This is a genomic window from Alkalicaulis satelles, from assembly GCF_008630495.1.
GTDB classification, from domain to species: domain Bacteria; phylum Pseudomonadota; class Alphaproteobacteria; order Caulobacterales; family Maricaulaceae; genus Oceanicaulis; species Oceanicaulis satelles.
Genome location: NZ_VWOJ01000004.1, coordinates 1 through 18,953, shown reverse-complemented (window position 1 = coordinate 18,953; position 18,953 = coordinate 1). Strand labels below are relative to the sequence as shown.

The window sequence follows — 18,953 nt, the reverse complement described above, 5'->3', positions numbered from 1 at the left end:
CATCGCCGCGTCAGGGCGAAGGGCTGAGGATCAGCCTTCGGCCTCGATGAAGCCGCGATTGCGCAGCAGCGGCTCCACGGACGGTTCACGGCCGCGGAAATTGATGAAGTTCTCCATGGCCGGGATGGTGTTGCCCGAGGAGTAGACATCCTTCAGGCGCGCCGCCGTTTCCGGATCGAAAATGTCGCCCGCCTCGATGAAGGCGTCAAAGCCGTCATTGTCCAGAACGCCAGCCCACATATAGCTGTAATAGCCCGCCGCATATCCTTCACCGGCGAAGGAGTGCAGGAAGTGGGTGGAGCGGTGGCGCATCGGGATGGCCTGCGGGCTGCCATAGCGGGTCAGCACTTCGGTTTCGAACGCCTCCACGTCAATTTCGGACGGGTTGGTGTCCAGGTGATAGGCCATGTCCACGAAGCCGGAGTTCAGGAACTCCACCGTGCTGAAACCTTCATTGAAGTTCTGGGCTTCCAGCACGCGCTCCAGCAGCTCGGCGGGCATGGGCTCGCCGGTCTCATAATGCAGCGCGAAGCGCTCCAGGATGTAGGGCTGGGAGAACCAGTGCTCATAGACCTGGGCGGGGAATTCCACGAAGTCACGGTCCACCGAGGTGCCCGCCAGGGACGGGAATTCGGTGTTGGACAACAGCCCGTGCAGGCCATGGCCGAACTCGTGGAACAAGGTGGTGGCGTCGGTGAAGGAGATCAGCGCCGGCTCGCCCTCATCGGGTTTGTTGTAATTGCAGTTATTGATGATGATCGGGGTGTCGCCGGTGATGCCGTTCTGCGGACGGAATGAACTCATCCAGGCGCCCGAGCGCTTGCCCTGACGGGCGAAATAATCGCCGTAGAACAGACCCAGATGCTCGCCCTCGGCATTGGTCATCTCCCACACGCGCACATCGGGATGGTAGACCTCGATATCATCGCGCTCGGTGAAGCGCACGCCGAACAGGCGCTCGGCCACGTAGAACTGGGCCGCGATCATGTTTTCCAGATCGAGATAGGCGCGCACCTCGTCCTCGTCGAGATCATAGCGCTCGGCGCGCACGCGCTCGGTATAGAAGCGCCAGTCCCAGCCCATCACGTCATCTTCGACACCGTCTTCAGCCATCAGTGCGGCGATGTCGGCTTTTTCCTCCAGCGCGCGCGCGCGGGCGGGCTCCCAGACCTGCTCCATCAGCGCGATGGCGGCGTCCGGCGTGCCGGCCATGGTGCCGGCGGCGCGGTAATGGGCGAAGGTTTCAAAGCCCAGAAGATTGGCCATCTCCAGGCGCAGGCCCAGGATGGTGCGGATATTGTCGTTATTGTCGAACTCGTTGGCGTTATTGCCCCGATTATAGAAGGCCCGCCAGGCCTGCTCGCGCTGGGCGCGGTTGGGCGATTGCTGCAGGAAGGGCTCCACCGAGGAGCGCGACAGGGTGATCACCGGCGTGTCGAGCTCACGCGCCTGACCGGCTGCGCGCGCCGCCGAAGCGATGTCGGACGGCAGCTCAGCCAGATCCTCAGACGACAGAGGCAGGGTCCACAGCTCGCTGTCGCGGCGCTCGTTCTGGGCGAAGCGGGTGTAAAGACCGGCCAGCTCGGCGCGGATTTCGGCAAAGCGCTCGCGGTCTTCGCCTTCCAGCTGGGCGCCGGAGCGCACGAAGCTCTCGTGGGTGACTTCCACCAGGCGCGCCTGCTGCGCCGTCAGGCCCAGCTGCTCAACGTTCTGATGGATGGCGTCGATGCGCGCAAACAGGTCGGCGTTCAGCGTGATCGCCGAGCTGTGGCGGGCCAGGCGCGGGCTCATCTCCGCCTGCACCGCATCCAGCTCGTCATTGGAGGCCGAGCTGGTCAGATTGCCGAACACGCGCCAGATGCGGCCCAGATCCGCGCCGGCCAGCTCCATGGCCAGCATGGTGTTTTCAAAGGTGGGCGCTTCGGGATTGGAGGCGATGGCCTCGATCTCGGCGCGGTGAGTCTCCATCGCCGCCTCGAAGGCCGGGATGAAATGCTCGGGCTGGATCTGGCTGAAGGGCGGCGCGCCATGGGGCGTGTTCCACTCGGCCAGCAGCGGGTTGTCCGCGAGCGCCTCGTGCGTTGCGCCATTGGCTTCAACCTCTTCAGCCTGGGGGCCAGGCGCGGGCGCGGGCGCGTCCGCAGCCGGATCACAGGCGGCGAGCAGGAGGGCGGCGGCGGCCGCGCCGAGATAGAGATGGGTCTTCATCGTCTTCCCCTTAGGATGAATTGGACCGCTTGGCGCGGCCTTGTCACATTGCGCCCTTTTCTAGGCATGCAAGGGCTTTCGCACAATCCCGCCCGCTGCGGATGTAATAATATACGGGCGCCGCAAGGGGGTGTGAAGGCGCGCGCAAGCCCCTATGTGTGGCCCTGAACGCGTTTTATCGGAGACCCTTATGGCCGAAGCGATGAGCACTGCGCCTGATGGCGAGACCCGGGCGCAAGCCTATCAGCGCATCAAGGTTGAGCTTGCCGCCGTGATCGAGGGCGAAACCAGTCTCACCGCCCGGCTGGCCAGCACGGCCTGCCTGCTGGCGCACAATTTCGCGCCGCGCTTTTTCTGGACCGGCTTTTACATGGTGGACCCGGAGAAGCCGCGCGAGCTGGTGGTGGGACCCTATCAGGGCACGCTGGGCTGCCTGCGCATCGCGTTTGGCAGGGGCGTGTGCGGAACCGTGGCCGCCTCGGGCGAAACGCTGATCGTGCCCGATGTGGAGGCGTTTCCCGGCCATATCGCCTGCGACAGCCGTTCGCGCTCGGAGATTGTCGTGCCGGTCTTCGCCCCGGACGGCACGCTGGCGGGCGTGCTGGATGTGGATTCCACCGAAGCCGATGCGTTCGACGAGGATGACCGCGCGGGGCTCGAGGCCATCTGCGCCCTGCTGATTCCGGCGCGGGGCTGAAACCGTGCGCGGCGCCCCGCCCTCTCGACGCGGCGCGCGCGCGCGTTTATCTAACCTCTCAGGCGCGGGCGTAGTTCAACGGTAGAACGTCAGCCTTCCAAGCTGAATATGTCGGTTCGATTCCGATCGCCCGCTCCAGACCCCCTGCCCTGACAGCCTTTAGAGGCGCACTTCGCGCCGGATGCGGTCGCCGCGCCGTTCGATCTCCACCGGCCAGCGCACCGCGCCGTCATGACGGCGCAGGATGTCGCTGGCGTCAGAGAGATCCTCAACGCTCTCGCCCATGAGCGACAGCACCCGGTCGCCGGGCTGGAATCCGACAAAGCCCGCATTGGTGCGCGGGGTGACGGAGAAAACCAGCACCCCCCGGGCGAACGGGTCGAGCCCGTTCTCTTCATTAAAGGCCGGCGAGAGCTGGACCAGCTCTGCGCCCTGAAGCGGATTGCGCCCCTCCACCTGGAGCCTGCGCCCTTCAGGATCGCCGGGCGCAGCCTCGGCAGGCACGGTCAGCGTCAGCTCATCGCCATCGCGCAGTACGGTCACGCGCGCATCCTGGCCGATGGAGCGGGTGGCGAAGCGGAAGCGCGCGCCGTTCTCGTCATTGACCTGGACGCCATCGACCGCCAACACCACATCGCCGCGCCTCAGTCCCGCACGCTCTGCGGCGGCGTCCGGCCACAGCTCGGCCACCACTGCGCCACGCGGGCGGTCCAGGCCGAAGGACTGAGCCAGATCACTGGTCACCGCCTGCAGGCGCGCGCCCAGCCAGGGCCGCACGATGCGCCCGCCGTCTTCGGCCGCCGCCACCACGGTGCGCACCATCTCGGCGGGGATGGCGAAGCCGATGCCCTGGGACCCGCCCGAGCGCGAGAAGATGGCGGTGTTCACCCCGATCAGCTCGCCGCGCATATTGACCAGCGCGCCGCCCGAATTGCCCGGGTTCACCGCCGCGTCAGTCTGGATGAAGAAGGCGTAGTCGGTAATGCCCACATCGGTGCGCGCCAGCGCCGAGACGATGCCCGAGGTCACGGTCTGGCCCACGCCGAACGGATTGCCGATGGCCAGCACCAGATCGCCCACCTCGGCCGTGCCGCTGTCGTCAAAGGCCATCACCGGCAGGGGCTCATCAGCATCGATCTTTAGGACGGCCAGATCGGTGCGCTCGTCGGCCAGCAGGAGCTCGGCGGCGAATTCGCGCCGGTCGGACAGCACCACGCGCAGATCGCGCGCGCCGGCCACCACGTGGTTATTGGTCACAATCACGCCCGAAGCGTCGACAATCACGCCCGAGCCCAGCGAGTTGACCTCGCGCTGGCGCGGCTGGGGGCCGCCAAAGAAGCGTTCGAAGAACGGATCGCCGGCAAAGGGCGAGCGCTGGGCGATGACCCGGCGCGAATAGACATTGACCACCGCCGGGGCGGCCTCGCGCACCACAGGGGCGAAGGAGAGCTGGATCTGGGCCTGGCTTTCGGGCGCGGCGCGGACGGCTTCAGGAGCAGCGCCGGCGGCAAGCTGCGCGCTGGCCGTGTCAGAGGGCGGTTCCTGCCCGCAGGCCGCGCTGAAGCTCGCGCCCGTGAGCAGGATGAATGCGATAACCGGACGGAGCATGAGCCCTCTCCTGTTCAGACCTGTAAAAACTGCGCCAACGATTTAGGCGACACGATCACGGCTGAACAGGGGCTGAAAGCGGGCATGGCGCCAGGGCCGGGTCCTTCAAGATATGAAAAGGCCGCCCGGGGACGCCCGGACGGCCTTGTTCGTGTTTTTGACGGATAAGGCCGCCTAGTCTTCCGAGCCCGCCTCTTCGGCGCGGGTGCGGTCAATGGCGCCCTTGGCCTCGGGATCGCGGTCCACCAGCTCGATCACGGCCAGCGGAGCATTATCGCCATAGCGGAAGCCGGCTTTGAGCACGCGGGTATAGCCCCCGGCGCGCTCCTGATAGCGCGGACCCAGGGTCTCGAACAGCTTGGCCACCTGATCCTTGTTGCGGATCTTGGCGATCGCCTGGCGGCGCGCATGCAGATCGCCGCGCTTGGCCAGGGTGATGAGCTTGTCCATGATGGGCTTGAGCTCTTTGGCCTTGGGCAGGGTGGTGACGATCTGCTCATGCTCGATGAGCGAGGCCGCCATATTGGCGAACATGGCGCGGCGGTGGCTCGCGGTCCGGTTCAGTTTGCGGTGGGCGACGCCGTGACGCATGACTATTCTCCTTGAGATCGGGACTGGGACGCCTCGCGGCGCTCCGTCCTAGATCTGATCCTCGTATTTCTTGGCGAGATCCTCGATATTCTCAGGCGGCCAGTTGGGCGCCTCCATGCCCAGATGCAGACCCATCTGGGCGAGAACTTCCTTGATCTCGTTGAGCGACTTGCGCCCGAAGTTCGGGGTGCGGAGCATTTCCGCCTCGGACTTCTGGATCAGGTCGCCGATATAGACGATATTGTCGTTCTTCAGGCAGTTGGCCGAACGCACCGACAGTTCCAGCTCGTCCACCTTTTTGAGGAGGGCCGGGTTGAAGTCCAGATCGGGCTTGTCGGAGGTTTCGGTGCGGCCCTGGTTGGGGTCCTCGAAATTCACGAACGCCTGGAGCTGGTCCTGCAGGATGCGCGCGGCGTAGGCCACAGCGTCTTCCGGCTTCACCGCGCCATTGGTTTCGACTTCCAGGATCAGCTTGTCATAGTCCAGCACCTGGCCTTCGCGGGTGTTCTCCACCCGGTAGGAGACGCGCTTGACCGGGCTGTACAGGGCGTCCACGCCAATGAGGCCGATGGGGGCGTCTTCGGCGCGGTTATTCTCCGCCGGGACATAGCCCTTGCCGGTATTGACGGTCAGCACCATGCGCACTTCGGCGTCGTCATCCAGGGTGCAGATGACCAGGTCCTTGTTGATCACCGAGATATCGCCGGTTTCCTCAATATCGCCGGCCTTCACCTCGCCCGGGCCGCTCTTGCGCAGCATCAGGCGTTTGGGGCCCTCGCCCTGCATGCGCAGCGCGATTTGCTTGAGGTTCAGGATGATCTCGGTGACGTCTTCGCGCACGCCCTTGATGGAGGAGAACTCGTGCAGCACGTTGTCGATCTGCACCGAGGTCACAGCCGCGCCCTGCAGCGAGGACAGGAGCACGCGGCGCAGCGCATTGCCCAGCGTGGTGCCAAAGCCGCGCTCGAGCGGCTCGGCGATCAGCTTGGCGTGACGCGACGGGTCAAAGCCGGACTGGATTTCCGGCTTCATCGGGCGGATCAGTTCTTGCCAGTTTTTCTCAATCACGGACGTCACCCCTTCGAGGCGTGAGGCGCGCCGCTCCCTACAAGGAGAGCTGCGCGCCCTGAAAATAACAGCTCAGCGCCCGCAAAAGGGGGCGCTGGACGCGGCGTCAGACCCGGCGGCGCTTCGGCGGGCGGCAGCCATTGTGCGGGATCGGCGTCACGTCATGGATCGTGGTGATCACCAGCCCGATGGACTGCAGAGCGCGAAGCGCGCTTTCACGGCCCGAACCGGGACCGGAGACTTTCACCTCGAGGGTCTTCAGCCCGTGCTCCTGCGCCTTGCGGCCCGCATCTTCAGCGGCGACCTGCGCGGCGTAGGGCGTGGACTTGCGCGACCCCTTGAACCCCATGGTGCCCGCCGACGACCATGAAATGGCGTTGCCCTGGGCGTCAGTGATGGTGATCATGGTGTTGTTGAAGCTCGCGTTCACATGCGCGACGCCAGCGGTGATATTCTTGCGCTCGCGGCGGCGGACGCGGGACGGTTCCTTGGCCATGGCCCTCGTTCCTTATTTCTTCTTGCCGGCGATCGGCTTGGCGGGACCCTTGCGGGTGCGCGCATTGGTGTGGGTGCGCTGGCCGCGCACAGGCAGGCCGCGGCGGTGACGCAGGCCGCGATAGCAGCCCAGATCCATCAGCCGCTTGACGTTGACCGCCACCTCACGGCGAAGGTCACCCTCCACCATGTAACCGCCATCAATGGTCTCGCGAATTTGCAGCACCTCGGCGTCGGTCAGCTGATTGACCCGCTTGTCGGCGGGAATGCCCACCTTTTCGCAGATCTCGGCGGCCTTGGCTTCGCCAATGCCATGGATATAGCGCAGCGCGACTGTGACGCGCTTGTTGGTCGGAATATTGACGCCGGCGATCCGTGCCACGACGCTCTCCTTGTCCTCATCAGCCTGCGCCCGCGAAGGATGCTTGACCGCTCCGCCAGTCCTGGCGGCGCGGATGACAGCATCTGCCCCTGCGAGCGAAGGGCGGTTCTTATAGGCGCCGCCCCGGTTCCGTCAACCGGAATGAGCGGCGCAGCCTCACATTTCGCCTCGCCCGGACCATCCGGGCGCGGCCCGTCTGCTTTAGTCCAGCGCTGCGGCGATGCGCGCCGCAACCGTGTCGATATCACCGCTGCCGTCCACATCGGCCATCTTGCCCTGAGCCTGATAGTACGGGATCAGGGCGGCGGTCTGGGTATTATAGTTGTTCAGGCGGATCTTGAAGGCCTCGGCATTGTCATCCGCCCGGCCCTCTTCCCCGGCCCGCTTGGTCATGCGCGCGACCAGTTCGTCCTGGTCGACCACCAGGCGCACAACGCGCGCAATCGGCGCGCCGCGCTTGGCCAGCAGCGCGTCCAGCGCCTCGGCCTGGGCGACGGTGCGCGGGAAGCCGTCAAAGATGGCCCCGCCCGCCGCTTCGGCTTCAGGCAGGCGCTCCTCGATCAGGGCGATGACGATCTCGTCGGAAACCAGATCGCCGCGATCCATGATATCGGCCACGCGCTTGCCCAGTTCGGTGCCCGCCGCGCGCGCCGCGCGCAGCATGTCGCCGGTGGCCAGCTGAACCCAGCCGCGTTCGGCGACCAGACGCTTGGCCTGGGTGCCCTTGCCAGCGCCCGGCGGTCCGAACAGGACGATGTTCATCGCTTGCGTCCCCGAAGCTTGGTCTTCTTGATGAGACCTTCATACTGGTGGGCCAGCAGGTGGGACTGGATCTGTCCGATCGTATCGAGCGTCACCGACACCACGATGAGAAGCGCCGTGCCGCCGATATAGAACGGGATGGACGGGTTCTGCATGCGCAGCAGCTCGGGCAACAGACACACCGCCGCCAGATAGGCCGCGCCGATCACCGTCAGGCGGGTCAGCACATAATCGAGATATTCAGCCGTGCGCTTGCCCGGCCGGATGCCCGGCAGGAAGCCGCCATACTTCTTGAGATTATCCGCCACGTCTTCGGGATTGAAGGTGATGGAGGTGTAGAAGAAGGTGAAGAACACGATCATCGCGCCATAGAAGACGATGAACATGGGCTGGCCCGGGCCGAGCGTGGCCACCAGGTCGCGCAGCCAGGCCGGACCGGAATCGGCCTGGAAGCCCGCCGCCGTCATGGGCAGCAGCAAGAGCGAGGAGGCAAAGATCGCCGGGATCACGCCCGCGGTGTTCAGCTTGAGCGGCAGGAAGGAGGATTCCCCGCCCATCATGCGGTTGCCCACCTGGCGCTTGGGATACTGGGTCAGCAGCCGGCGCTGGGAGCGCTCAATGAACACAACGAAGGTCAACACCGCCACCAGCATGGCCAGCAGCGCCACCACCAGCGCAGCGTCCAGCTCGCCGGTGCGGCCCTGCTCCATGGTCTGGAACAGCGCGCGCGGCATTTCCGCGATAATGCCTGCAAAGATGATCAGCGACACGCCATTGCCCACGCCGCGCGCCGTGATCTGCTCGCCCAGCCACAACAGCAGCATGGTGCCGCCCACCAGCGTGCTGACAGTCACGATGATGAAGAACAGGCCGGGATTGAGCGCCACAGTATTGCCTGTGGACGGATCCGGCTGCTGCATGGCGATCGCGATGGCGAAGCCCTGAGCGGCGGCCAGCACCACGGTGAGATAACGCGAATACTGGTTGATCTGCTTGCGGCCCTGCTCGCCGCCTTCCTTCTTCATGCGCTCCAGGGCCGGCACGGTGGCCGCCATGAGCTGCATGATGATGGAGGCCGAGATATAGGGCATGACGTTGAGCGCGAAGATCGCCATGCGCTCCACGGCGCCGCCGGAGAACATGTTGAACATGCCCACCGCGCCCTGGCTGTGCTGGTCGAAGATCATCGCAAACTGGACCATGTCCACGCCCGGCAACGGCACATAGGTGCCGATGCGGTAGATGATCAGAACCATCAACGTGAACAGGAGCCGCTTCTGCAGCTCCTTGGCGCGGGCGAAGGCCCCGAAATTCATGTTCGCGGCGAGTTGTTCGGCGGCTGACGCCATGGCGGTCGTTCACTCCCTCGCGCGAAAAGGCGCCGGGCGGACAGGGCCGCGCCGGCGCGCTTTCAGCTTAGTCGTCTTGCGTCTCGGTTTTGGCGGCGGTCACCGTGACCGACCCGCCCGCTTTCTCGACAGCGGCGATGGCGGGCGCAGAGCCGCCAGCCACGGTCAGGGCCAGCTTGGCTTTCAGCTCCCCGCCGCCGATCACGCGCACGCCATCCTTGGCGCGGCGGATCACGCCGGCCGCGATCAGGGCTGCGGCGTCCACGGGCTGGGCCGCGTCCAGACGGCCCGCATCCACAGCGGCCTGCAGCCGGCCGAGGGTGACCTCGGCGAAGCGCGCCCGGTTCGGCTTGTTGAAGCCGCGCTTGGGCAGACGCTGGTGCAGCGGCATCTGACCGCCTTCGAAGCCCTTGATGGACACGCCCGAGCGGGACTTCTGGCCTTTTACGCCGCGTCCGCCGGTCTTGCCCTTGCCAGAGCCGATGCCGCGCCCGACGCGCTGGCGCTCTTTGACGGCGCCGTCATTGTCGCGCAATTCATTCAAGCGCATTGCCATTCTCCTTCAGGACCGGCCCTTCAGGCCTTAGTCCACGATCTCGATCAGATGGGCGACCTTGCGGATCATGCCGCGCACGGCCGGTGTGTCTTCAAGCTCGCGCTCGCGCCCGATGCGGCCCAGGCCCAGACCCTTGAGGGTCGCGGCCTGATAGGCGGGACGCCGGGTCGAGGACCCGGTCTGGCGCACGCGAATGGTTGTCTTGGTAGCCATGCGCCCCTCCCTCAGGACTCGATCGCTTCAGGCGCGCTGGCGCCATCCTGGCGGCGCTCCACCAGATCCGCCACCTTCAGGCCGCGCTTGGCGGCGACTGAACGCGGGCTGTTCTGGGCCTTGAGGGCCTCGAACGTGGCGCGCACCATGTTGTAGGGGTTGGACGAGCCGGTGGACTTGGCCACCACGTCCTGAACGCCCAGGGATTCCAGAACCGCGCGCATCGGACCACCCGCGATCACGCCGGTGCCCGGAGGCGCCGAGCGCAGAACCACCTTGCCCGCGCCCCAGCGCCCGTGGGCGTCGTGGTGCAGGGTGCGGCCTTCGCGCAGGGGAATGCGCACCATCATCTTCTTGGCTTCCTCGGTCGCCTTGCGGATGGCTTCAGGCACCTCGCGGGCCTTGCCCTGGCCGAAGCCGACGCGGCCCTTCTGGTCGCCCACAACCGCGAGTGCGGCGAACTGGAAGTTCCGGCCGCCCTTCACGGTCTTGGCGACGCGGTTGATCTGGACGAGCTTGTCGACCAGATCGGAGTCCGCGTTGTCTTCTTCCCTGCGGCGGCGGTCGCGGCCGCCGCGATTGTCTTCACGAGCCATGGCGTTCGCTCCCCTAGAAGTTCAGTCCGCCCTCGCGGGCGGCGTCGGCGAGCGCTTTGACCCGCCCGTGATACATGTAGCCGCCGCGGTCGAACACGACCTCGGTCAGGCCTTTTTCCTTGGCGCGCTCGGCCACCAGCTTGCCCACCGTGGAGGCGGCGTCGACAGTGGCGCCATTGGAGTCCTTGCCCTGTTCGAGCGAGGAAGCCGCGGCCAGGGTCTGGCCGTTGGCGTCATCAATGATCTGCGCGTAGATGTGCTTGGACGACCTGAACACGGACAGGCGCGGCCGGCCATTGGCCAGCTTGCGGATCCGGGCGCGGGTGCGCTGCGCGCGGCGGCGCATTTTCTCAGCTGAGGTTTTCATCACCGGCCCTTACTTCTTCTTGCCTTCCTTGCGGCGGACATGCTCGTCCGCATACTTCACGCCCTTGCCCTTATAGGGCTCCGGCGCGCGGAACCGGCGGATTTCAGCCGCCGTCTGTCCAACCGCCTGGGCGTCCGCGCCCTCGATCTTGATCTCGGTCGGCTTGGCCACCGTGATCGTGATCCCCTTGCGCGGGGTGTAGATCACATCGTGCGAGAAGCCGAGCGCAAGTTTGAGATCGCTGCCCTGCATTTGGGCACGATAGCCCACGCCCACAAGCTCCAGGTTCTTTTCAAAACCCTTGGTGACGCCCGCGACCATGTTCTTGATGCGCGCACGCGCCGTGCCGTACATGGCTTTGGCCGATTTCGAGTTCTCCGCCGGCTCCACCTTCAGCGCGCCATCCTCCTGGAGAATGCGCACGCTCGAGGGCGCCGAGAAGGTCAGCTCGCCCTTGGGTCCCTTCACGGAGACCACGCCGGCAGCCACCGAAGCGGTGACCCCGGAGGGGATTTCAACAGGCAGCTTGCCCAGTCGCGACATGTTAGCCTCCTGTTTCCTAGCTGACGTGGCAGAGGATCTCGCCGCCAACATTCTTGGCGCGCGCAGCGGCGTCGCTCATCACGCCCTGGGGCGTGGAAATGATGGCGATGCCCAGACCGTTCTGGACCAGAGGCAGGTCGCGCACCTTGCGGTATTCGCGACGGCCCGGCTTGGAGACGCGCTTGATGTCGGAAATGACCGGCGCGCCCTCATAGTATTTCAGTTCGATGTCGTACTGCTTGAAGCCGCGATCATCCGTGGTTTCGGTGTAACCGCGGATATAGCCCTCTTCGAGCAGCACATCGAGCACGCGCGCGCGCAGCGTCGAGGCCGGCGTGGTGACGCTGGTGCGCTTGCGCATCAGCGCGTTGCGGATGCGGGTCAGCATATCGCCGAGCGGATCGTTCACAGACATGTCCTGACCTCCTACCAGCTCGACTTGACCATGCCAGGGATCATCCCGTGGCTGGCCAGCTGACGCAGCGCGATGCGCGACATTTTCAGCTTGCGGTAATACGCGCGCGGGCGCCCGCTGACCTGGCAGCGGTTGCGGATGCGCGTGGGCGCGGAATTGCGCGGCAGGCCGGCCAGCTTCATCTGGGCGGCAAACCGCTCTTCCACGGGCTTGGACGTATCGCGGGCGATCGCTTTCAGCGCGGCGCGCTTGGCGGCGAAACGCTCCGCCAGCCGCTGACGCTTGCTGTTACGCTCGATAGCGCTCTTCTTGGCCATTCAAATCTCTCCTGCGTGCGGCGCCACCCTGGCCCCGCGCTCCTGCTGCGTCAGTTCGTGAACGGGAAATCGAACTCGGCCAGCAGGGCCTTCGCTTCCTCATCAGTCTTCGCGGTCGTGCACACGACGATGTCCATGCCGCGAACCTTGTCGACCTTGTCGTAGTTGATCTCGGGGAACACGATGTGCTCCTTGAGACCCATGGCGTAGTTGCCGCGCCCGTCAAAGCTCTTGCCGTTGAGGCCGCGGAAGTCGCGGACCCGCGGCAGGGCGATAGTCACCAGACGGTCGAGGAACTCGTACATCCGGTCCTGGCGCAGCGTGACCTTGGCGCCGATCAGCTGCTCTTCACGCAGCTTGAAACCGGCGATGGAGGTCTTGGCGGCGGTCGCCACCGGCTTCTGGCCGGCGATCGCCTCCAGATCGGCGAGAGCGCCCTGGATTTTCTTGGAATCCTGAGCCGCCTCGCCCACGCCCATATTGATCACGACCTTCTCAAGGCGCGGGATCTCAAGGTCATTCTTGTAGCCGAACTTTTCCTTCAGGCGCGCGCGAATCTCTTCGCGGTAGCGCGCTTTCAGGCGCGGCTCGTAAATAGCGGTGTCAGACATCGATCACCTCGCCGGACTTCTTGGCCACGCGCACCTTCTTGCCGTCCTTGCCGGTCTTGAAACCGACGCGGGTCGGCTCGCCGGACTTGGGATCGGTCAGAGCCACGTTGGAGACGTGGATGGACGCGTCTTTTTCCACAATGCCGCCCGCGCTGGTCTGGGTCGGACGCTGGTGGCGCTTGACGGTGTTCACGCCGGAGACCACCACGCGGTCTTCAGACGGCAGCACCTTGACCACCTCGCCGGACTTGCCCTTGTCGCGGCCGGTCAGGACGACGACCTTGTCGCCTTTCTTGATCTTCGCGGCCATGGCTACAGCACCTCCGGCGCCAGGGAGACGATCTTCATGTGCTGCTTGGCGCGCAGCTCACGCGGCACCGGGCCAAAGATCCGGGTGCCGATCGGCTCGTTATTGTTGTTGATCAGGACAGCGGCGTTGGTGTCGAAACGGATCACCGATCCGTCACGTCGCTTGATATCCCGGGCGGTGCGCACGACCACAGCCTTGCGCACATCGCCTTTTTTGACACGGCCTTTGGGCGCGGCTTCCTTGACCGAGACGACAATGATGTCGCCCACGCTCGCGTACCGCCGCTTGGCGCCGCCCAGCACCTTGATGCACTGCACGCGGCGGGCGCCGGAATTATCGGCCACGTCCAGATTGGTTTGCATCTGGATCATTGGAAGGTCTCCGTTATCGGAACAACCATTCCCGTTTCAGGCTTACGCCTGAGCGGGAACGATCTCCCACCGCTTGAGTTTCGACTTGGGCGCGCACTCCTGGATCTGGACGCGCTCGCCCACCTTGGCCACGCCGTTTTCATCATGGGCGTGGTATTTCTTGGTCCGCCGCACGGTCTTGCGCAGCAGCGGGTGCAGGAAGGTGCGCTCGACGCGGACCACCACTGTCTTGTGCTGCTTGTCGCTGACCACGACGCCTTGAAGGATGCGCTTCGGCATGGCCTCAGCTCCCTTGAGTCTGGAGCGCGCGCCGGCGCTGATCCGTCTTGATCCGGGCGATGTCCCGGCGGATCTGCTTGTAGCGCGCGGTGTTCTCGAGCTGGCCGGTGGCCTGCTGGAACCGCAAATTGAACTGTTCTTTCTTGAGCTTGAGGAGCGATTCCTGAAGCTGGTCGTCGCTAAGCGCGCGCACGTCTTCGCCTGTCAGCTGCTTGGCCATCAGGACCTCTCCCTTACTCGCCAGGCCGGGTCACGACCCGGGTCTTGATCGGCAGCTTGGCCGCGCCCAGGCGCAGCGCCTCGCGGGCCACGTCATCGGGCACGCCGTCAATCTCGAACATGATGCGCCCGGGCTTGACCTTAGCCACCCAGTATTCGGGCGAGCCCTTGCCTTTACCCATCCGCACCTCGGTCGGCTTTTTCGACACCGGCAGATCGGGGAATACGCGGATCCACACCCGGCCAGCGCGCTTCATGTGGCGCGTGATAGCCCGGCGGGTCGCCTCGATCTGACGCGCGGTGACGCGCTCGGGCTCCATGGCCTTGAGGCCATAGGAACCGAAATTCAGCGTGTATCCGCCCTTGGCCGCGCCGTGGATACGGCCCTTGAACGCCTTGCGGAATTTGGTGCGCTTCGGTTGAAGCATGGTGACAGCTCCCTTGTTCCGCTCTTACGCCGCCTGACGGCCAGACCGTGTGCGCTGCTCGCCGGAATCCTGCATGCGGCGCTCCTGGGCCATCGGATCGTGCTCGAGGATCTCGCCTTTGTAGATCCACACCTTCACGCCAATAATGCCCATCGCGGTCTTGGCTTCAGCAAAGCCGTAATCGATGTCAGCCCGCAGGGTGTGCAGCGGCACAGAGCCTTCGGAATATTTTTCAACGCGCGCGATTTCCGCGCCGCCCAGACGGCCGCCCACCATGATCTTGCAGCCCAGAGCGCCCATGCGCATGGTGGTCTGCAGCGAGCGCTTCATCGCCCGGCGGAACGCCACACGGCGCTCGAGCTGCTGGGCGATGCTCTCGGCCACCAGGGTGGCGTCGACTTCCGGCTTGCGCACTTCCACGAGGTTCAGGAACACCTCGCTGTCCACCATGGACGCGATCTCGCGGCGCAGCTTCTCGATATCGCCGCCCTTCTTGCCGATCACCACGCCCGGACGGGCGGTATGGATGGTGATGCGGCACTTCTTGTGCGGACGCTCGATGATGATGCGCGAGACCGAGGCGTTCTTGAGCTTGTCCTTCAGGAACGCACGGATCTTGAGATCCTCGTGCAAGAGATCGGCGTATTCCTCGCCTTTGGCGAACCAGCGCGAGTCCCAGGTGCGGTTAATGCCGACCCGCAGGCCGATCGGATTGACTTTCTGACCCATCAGGCGGCCTCCTCGACTTCACGCACGACGATCGTCAGCTCGGAGAACGGCTTGAGGATCTTCGCGCCGCGGCCGCGTGCGCGGGCCCGGAAGCGCTTCATCACCAGGTTCTTGCCGACATAGGCCTCGGACACGACCAGCGAGTCGATGTCCAGGCCATGATTGTTTTCCGCATTGGCGATCGCGGACTGCAGCAGCTTTTTCACGTCCTGCGAGGCGCGCTTGCGCGAGAACTCGAGATCGTTGAGCGCGCGCTCGACCTTCTTGCCGCGGATCATGGCGGCAATGAGGTTGAGCTTCTGCGGGCTGATGCGCAGCATGCGCAGCTTGGCGCGCGCTTCGGTCTCGGCGACCCGCCGGGGATTCTTCGCCTGGCCCATCGCTACTTCCTCTTGGCTTTCTTGTCCGCCGCGTGACCGTAATAGGTGCGGGTCGGCGCGAACTCGCCCAGCTTGTGACCCACCATCTCCTCGGAGACGCTCACGGGGATGAACTTGTTGCCGTTGTGCACCTGGAAGGTCAGGCCCACGAATTGCGGCATGATCGTCGAGCGGCGCGACCAGGTCTTGATCGCCTGCTTGCGCCCGCCGGCATGCGCGGCTTCGGCTTTCTTCAGGAGGTGCCCGTCAACGAACGGGCCTTTCCAGACAGAGCGAGGCATGTCAGCCGTCCCTTAGCGTTTCTTGCGCTCGTGGCGCGAGCGGATGATGAATTTGTTGGTCGTCTTGTTCCGGCGGGTTTTGGGGCCCTTGGTGGGCTTGCCCCACGGGGTCACCGGATGACGCCCGCCCGAGGTGCGGCCTTCGCCGCCGCCGTGCGGGTGATCGACCGGGTTCATGGCCACGCCGCGCACCGACGGGCGCTTGCCCATGTGACGCTTGCGGCCGGCCTTGCCCAGATTGATGTTCAGGTGGTCCGCGTTGGACACCGCGCCGATCGTGGCCATGCAGTCCTGGTGCACCGCGCGCAGCTCGCCGCTCATCAGCCGCAGCTGGGCGTAGCCCGCATCGCGGCCGACCAGCTGGGCGTAGGCGCCCGCCGAACGCGCGATCTGGCCGCCCTTGAGGGGCTTGAGCTCGACATTGTGCACGATGGTGCCCACCGGCATGGATTTCAGCGGCATGGCGTTGCCCGGCTTCACGTCCACACGCTCGCCGGCCACCACGCTGTCGCCCACCGCCAGGCGCTGGGGCGCCAGGATGTAGGCCAGCTCGCCGTCTTCATAGCGGATCAGCGCGATGAAGGCGGTGCGGTTCGGGTCGTATTCCAGACGCTCGACCGTGGCGGGCACGTCGAACTTGCGGCGCTTGAAGTCCACCACGCGGTAGAGGCGCTTGGCGCCGCCGCCGATGCGGCGGGCGGTGATGCGGCCGGTATTGTTGCGGCCGCCCTTCTTGCGCAGGCCCTCGACCAGCGTTTTCTCGGGCTTGCCCGCGTGCAGTTCGCTGCGGTCCACCAGCACCAGAGCACGGCGGCCCGGCGAGGTCGGCTTGAAGAATTTCAGAGCCATGGTCTCTCTCCTTGCGGCGCGCTTACAGGCCGGTGGTGACGTCGATGGAGTGGCCCTCTTCGAGGGTCACAACCGCCTTCTTGACGTCGCTGCGAACGCCCGCGATACCGCGGAAGCGCTTGGTCTTGCCCTTCTGGCGCAGGGTGTTGACCGCCTTGACCTTGACCTTGAAGAGCTCTTCCACCGCCTCGGCGATGTCCTTCTTGGTCGCAGTCAGGGGCACGCGGAACACCACCTTGTTGTCTTCCGACAAAAGGGTTGATTTTTCCGTGATCACCGGCGCGATCAGGGTGTCGTAATGACGCGGAGCGGGCATCACGCAGCCTCCTGCGGCGCGAGCCGCTCATTGATCTTGTCCAGAGCTGCGCGGGTCAGCACCAGGGTGTCCCGGCGCAAGACGTCATAGACGTTCAGCCCCTGGGCGGGCAGCACGTCGATGCGCGGCAGATTGCGCGCGGCGCGCGCGAAGTTCTCGTCCAGCGTCTCGCCGTCGATGATCAGCGCATTGGTCAGGCCCAGCTTGGCGAAGCGATCGGCCAGCTCGCGGGTCTTGGGCGCATCCAGGCGCGCCTCGTCCAGCACGATCAGCTGCTGACCGCCGGCCTTGGCCGACAGCGCATGGCGCAGCGCCAGGGCGCGCACCTTCTTGGGCAGGTCCGTGGCGTGCGAGCGCACGCGCGGGCCATGGGCCACGCCGCCGCCCACGAAGATGGGAGCCGAACGCGCGCCGTGGCGTGCGCCGCCGGTGCCCTTCTGCTTGTACATCTTCTTCTTGGTGCGGGCGATCTCGCTGCGCTCCTTGGTCTTGTGGGTGCCGGCCTGACGGCGCGACAGCTGCCACTTGACGCAACGCTGCAGGAGGTCGGCGCGGATCTCGGCGATGCCGAAAATGTCCGCGTTCAGCTCAACCGACCCGGCCTTGCCGGCATCCAGCTTGACGACGTCGATTTTCATTCCTTGGCCCCTTCATCACGGGCGGCAGCCTCGGCGGCGCGGACCTGATCTTCGGTCGGAGCGCCTTCGGCGACCATGGCGGCTTCTTCGCTGGCCGGGGCCGGCTCGTCGGCCGCAACCGGCTCGGCGCGCAGGGCCGCCGGCCAGGGCAGCTCATGACCGCCCGCGCCCTTGACCGCATCACGCACCTCAACCCAGGAACCCGCCGAACCCGGCACGGAGCCCTTGATCAGGATCAGGCCGCGATCAGCGTCCACGCGCACCACTTCAAGGCTTTGCGTGGTGACGCGCTCGGAGCCCAGATGGCCGGCCATCTTCTTGCCCTTGAACACCTTGCCCGGATCCTGGTTCTGACCGGTGGAGCCGTGGGCGCGGTGCGAGATGGACACGCCGTGCGAGGCGCGCAGACCACCGAAATTCCAGCGCTTCATGGCGCCGGCGAAACCTTTACCGATCGTGATGCCGGCCACATCCACCATCTGGCCGGGCACGAAATGCTCAGCCGAGAGCTCAGAGCCGGGCTCCAGCAGGGCGTCCTCGCTGACGCGGAACTCCACCAGCTTGCGCTTGGGCTCCACGGCGGCCTTGGCGAAATGGCCGCGCATGGCCTTGGTGGTGCGCTTGACCTTGGCCTTGCCCACGCCGAGCTGCAGGGCGGTGTAACCGTCGCGCTCGGACGTGCGCTGGGCCACTACCTGCACGCCGCCGTCCAGATGCAGGACAGTGACGGGCACGTGATTGCCCTCTTCGGTGAAGACCCGGGTCATGCCCAGCTTCTTGGCCACAAGGCCGGTGCGCAGTTTTTCAGCCTGACTCATGGCCTTACGCTCCCAGCTTGATCTCGACGTCCACGCCGGCCGACAGGTCGAGCTTCATCAGCGCGTCCACCGTCTGGGGGGTCGGATCAACGATATCGAGCACGCGCTTGTGCGTGCGAATCTCGAACTGCTCGCGCGACTTCTTGTCGATGTGCGGGCCGCGCAGAACGGTGAATTTCTCAATGCGCGTGGGCAGCGGGATCGGCCCGCGCACATTCGCGCCGGTGCGCTTCGCCGTGGACACGATCTCGCGCGCGGACGTGTCCAGCACGCGGTGATCAAACGCCTTCAGGCGGATGCGGATATTCTGTTGCGCCATTGATCCGGTCCCAACATGCGCGAAGGGCCGCGCCAAGGGCGTCCTCGCCCCCCGCAGCACTCGCGCGCCAAATTGTGTTCGCTTCTGAAAGCTGCGTTTGCCCGCAAAGGGCACAGCCAGCTCGCTAGAGGGCGGGTGAATACTCCCTGCGCCGCGTCCCGTCAACACCTGCCAGCCAGATTGCTGCGTCCCGAAGCGCCCTTGTGCAGTGGCCCCGACGCCATGGCGTCCGGCCCTG

30 protein-coding genes and 1 tRNA gene are annotated in these 18,953 nt (G+C 65.5%); 2 read left to right on the top strand and 29 right to left on the bottom strand.

Annotated features, from left to right (window positions below):
* Positions 1–30: 30 nt before the first annotated feature.
* Positions 31–2,208, bottom strand: a complete 2,178-nt coding sequence (locus F1654_RS11655; protein WP_150023737.1) for a M3 family metallopeptidase — start codon at positions 2,206–2,208, stop codon at positions 31–33.
* 190 nt (positions 2,209–2,398) lie between these two features.
* Between F1654_RS11655 and F1654_RS11650 the strand changes: the two genes are divergently transcribed.
* Both F1654_RS11650 and F1654_RS11645 read left to right on the top strand, forming a co-directional pair.
* Entirely contained in the window at positions 2,399–2,905 is a 507-nt protein-coding gene (locus F1654_RS11650; protein WP_150023736.1) for a GAF domain-containing protein, read from the top strand.
* Between the two features lie 64 nt (positions 2,906–2,969).
* Positions 2,970–3,043: transfer RNA gene (locus tag F1654_RS11645), tRNA-Gly, on the top strand.
* A 21-nt stretch (positions 3,044–3,064) separates the two neighbouring features.
* Here the strand turns inward: F1654_RS11645 and F1654_RS11640 are convergent.
* From F1654_RS11640 to rpsJ, 28 genes are all read right to left on the bottom strand, one after another.
* A complete protein-coding gene (locus tag F1654_RS11640; protein ID WP_150023735.1) occupies positions 3,065–4,513 on the bottom strand; it encodes a DegQ family serine endoprotease in 1,449 nt (482 codons plus the stop codon).
* Positions 4,514–4,687: 174 nt separating this feature from the next.
* Positions 4,688–5,104, bottom strand: a complete 417-nt coding sequence (gene rplQ, locus F1654_RS11635) for a 50S ribosomal protein L17 (RefSeq protein WP_150023734.1) — start codon at positions 5,102–5,104, stop codon at positions 4,688–4,690.
* 48 nt (positions 5,105–5,152) lie between these two features.
* Positions 5,153–6,172 (bottom strand): DNA-directed RNA polymerase subunit alpha, encoded by a 1,020-nt coding sequence (locus F1654_RS11630; RefSeq protein ID WP_150023733.1) that lies wholly within the window; start codon positions 6,170–6,172, stop codon positions 5,153–5,155.
* A 106-nt stretch (positions 6,173–6,278) separates the two neighbouring features.
* Positions 6,279–6,668 carry a 30S ribosomal protein S11 gene (gene rpsK / locus F1654_RS11625; protein ID WP_150023732.1) on the bottom strand — a complete coding sequence of 130 codons (390 nt, stop codon included), beginning with the start codon at positions 6,666–6,668 and terminating at the stop codon, positions 6,279–6,281.
* A 12-nt stretch (positions 6,669–6,680) separates the two neighbouring features.
* On the bottom strand, positions 6,681–7,049 hold the full coding sequence (gene rpsM / locus F1654_RS11620) for a 30S ribosomal protein S13 (RefSeq protein ID WP_150023731.1): 369 nt from the start codon (positions 7,047–7,049) through the stop codon (positions 6,681–6,683).
* Positions 7,050–7,250: 201 nt separating this feature from the next.
* Entirely contained in the window at positions 7,251–7,811 is a 561-nt protein-coding gene (locus F1654_RS11615; protein WP_150023730.1) for an adenylate kinase, read from the bottom strand.
* Positions 7,808–9,160 carry a preprotein translocase subunit SecY gene (gene secY, locus F1654_RS11610; protein ID WP_150023729.1) on the bottom strand — a complete coding sequence of 451 codons (1,353 nt, stop codon included), beginning with the start codon at positions 9,158–9,160 and terminating at the stop codon, positions 7,808–7,810. Before secY ends, F1654_RS11615 begins: the two co-directional genes overlap by 4 nt.
* Positions 9,161–9,227: 67 nt before the next feature.
* On the bottom strand, positions 9,228–9,710 hold the full coding sequence (rplO, locus tag F1654_RS11605) for a 50S ribosomal protein L15 (RefSeq protein ID WP_150023728.1): 483 nt from the start codon (positions 9,708–9,710) through the stop codon (positions 9,228–9,230).
* A 33-nt stretch (positions 9,711–9,743) separates the two neighbouring features.
* Positions 9,744–9,929, bottom strand: a complete 186-nt coding sequence (rpmD, locus tag F1654_RS11600) for a 50S ribosomal protein L30 (RefSeq protein WP_150023727.1) — start codon at positions 9,927–9,929, stop codon at positions 9,744–9,746.
* Positions 9,930–9,940: 11 nt separating this feature from the next.
* Complete coding sequence (gene rpsE, locus F1654_RS11595) at positions 9,941–10,525, bottom strand: 30S ribosomal protein S5 (protein ID WP_150023726.1); 585 nt, start codon at positions 10,523–10,525, stop codon at positions 9,941–9,943.
* A 13-nt stretch (positions 10,526–10,538) separates the two neighbouring features.
* Positions 10,539–10,892, bottom strand: coding sequence for a 50S ribosomal protein L18 (gene rplR, locus F1654_RS11590; RefSeq protein WP_150023725.1), 354 nt, complete (start codon positions 10,890–10,892; stop codon positions 10,539–10,541).
* Between the two features lie 9 nt (positions 10,893–10,901).
* The gene (rplF, locus tag F1654_RS11585; RefSeq protein WP_150023724.1) at positions 10,902–11,435 is read right to left on the bottom strand and encodes a 50S ribosomal protein L6; all 534 of its coding nucleotides are present in this window, start codon (positions 11,433–11,435) and stop codon (positions 10,902–10,904) included.
* Positions 11,436–11,451: 16 nt separating this feature from the next.
* Positions 11,452–11,850: a 30S ribosomal protein S8 gene (gene rpsH, locus F1654_RS11580; protein ID WP_150023723.1), complete on the bottom strand. Its 399-nt coding sequence runs from the start codon at positions 11,848–11,850 to the stop codon at positions 11,452–11,454.
* 11 nt (positions 11,851–11,861) lie between these two features.
* Entirely contained in the window at positions 11,862–12,167 is a 306-nt protein-coding gene (rpsN, locus tag F1654_RS11575; protein WP_150023722.1) for a 30S ribosomal protein S14, read from the bottom strand.
* A gap of 50 nt (positions 12,168–12,217) precedes the next feature.
* Complete coding sequence (rplE, locus tag F1654_RS11570; RefSeq protein WP_150023721.1) at positions 12,218–12,778, bottom strand: 50S ribosomal protein L5; 561 nt, start codon at positions 12,776–12,778, stop codon at positions 12,218–12,220.
* Positions 12,771–13,088 (bottom strand): 50S ribosomal protein L24, encoded by a 318-nt coding sequence (gene rplX, locus F1654_RS11565; protein WP_150023720.1) that lies wholly within the window; start codon positions 13,086–13,088, stop codon positions 12,771–12,773. Before rplX ends, rplE begins: the two co-directional genes overlap by 8 nt.
* Positions 13,089–13,090: 2 nt before the next feature.
* The gene (gene rplN, locus F1654_RS11560; protein ID WP_150023719.1) at positions 13,091–13,459 is read right to left on the bottom strand and encodes a 50S ribosomal protein L14; all 369 of its coding nucleotides are present in this window, start codon (positions 13,457–13,459) and stop codon (positions 13,091–13,093) included.
* Between the two features lie 42 nt (positions 13,460–13,501).
* Positions 13,502–13,738 (bottom strand): 30S ribosomal protein S17, encoded by a 237-nt coding sequence (rpsQ, locus tag F1654_RS11555; RefSeq protein WP_150023718.1) that lies wholly within the window; start codon positions 13,736–13,738, stop codon positions 13,502–13,504.
* A 4-nt stretch (positions 13,739–13,742) separates the two neighbouring features.
* Positions 13,743–13,946, bottom strand: coding sequence for a 50S ribosomal protein L29 (gene rpmC, locus F1654_RS11550; protein WP_150023927.1), 204 nt, complete (start codon positions 13,944–13,946; stop codon positions 13,743–13,745).
* Between the two features lie 25 nt (positions 13,947–13,971).
* Positions 13,972–14,385: a 50S ribosomal protein L16 gene (rplP, locus tag F1654_RS11545; protein ID WP_150023717.1), complete on the bottom strand. Its 414-nt coding sequence runs from the start codon at positions 14,383–14,385 to the stop codon at positions 13,972–13,974.
* Positions 14,386–14,409: 24 nt separating this feature from the next.
* Positions 14,410–15,114: a 30S ribosomal protein S3 gene (gene rpsC, locus F1654_RS11540; protein WP_150023716.1), complete on the bottom strand. Its 705-nt coding sequence runs from the start codon at positions 15,112–15,114 to the stop codon at positions 14,410–14,412.
* The gene (rplV, locus tag F1654_RS11535) at positions 15,114–15,494 is read right to left on the bottom strand and encodes a 50S ribosomal protein L22 (RefSeq protein ID WP_150023715.1); all 381 of its coding nucleotides are present in this window, start codon (positions 15,492–15,494) and stop codon (positions 15,114–15,116) included. Before rplV ends, rpsC begins: the two co-directional genes overlap by 1 nt.
* 2 nt (positions 15,495–15,496) lie before the next feature.
* Complete coding sequence (gene rpsS / locus F1654_RS11530; RefSeq protein ID WP_150023714.1) at positions 15,497–15,775, bottom strand: 30S ribosomal protein S19; 279 nt, start codon at positions 15,773–15,775, stop codon at positions 15,497–15,499.
* A gap of 12 nt (positions 15,776–15,787) precedes the next feature.
* Entirely contained in the window at positions 15,788–16,624 is an 837-nt protein-coding gene (gene rplB, locus F1654_RS11525) for a 50S ribosomal protein L2 (RefSeq protein ID WP_150023713.1), read from the bottom strand.
* A gap of 22 nt (positions 16,625–16,646) precedes the next feature.
* Positions 16,647–16,940, bottom strand: coding sequence for a 50S ribosomal protein L23 (locus F1654_RS11520; RefSeq protein ID WP_150023712.1), 294 nt, complete (start codon positions 16,938–16,940; stop codon positions 16,647–16,649).
* Positions 16,940–17,578 carry a 50S ribosomal protein L4 gene (gene rplD / locus F1654_RS11515; RefSeq protein WP_150023711.1) on the bottom strand — a complete coding sequence of 213 codons (639 nt, stop codon included), beginning with the start codon at positions 17,576–17,578 and terminating at the stop codon, positions 16,940–16,942. The genes F1654_RS11520 and rplD overlap by 1 nt, the downstream gene beginning before the upstream one ends.
* Positions 17,575–18,396, bottom strand: a complete 822-nt coding sequence (gene rplC, locus F1654_RS11510) for a 50S ribosomal protein L3 (RefSeq protein ID WP_150023710.1) — start codon at positions 18,394–18,396, stop codon at positions 17,575–17,577. The genes rplD and rplC overlap by 4 nt, the downstream gene beginning before the upstream one ends.
* A 4-nt stretch (positions 18,397–18,400) precedes the next feature.
* Positions 18,401–18,715, bottom strand: coding sequence for a 30S ribosomal protein S10 (gene rpsJ, locus F1654_RS11505; protein WP_150023709.1), 315 nt, complete (start codon positions 18,713–18,715; stop codon positions 18,401–18,403).
* Positions 18,716–18,953: the final 238 nt, after the last annotated feature.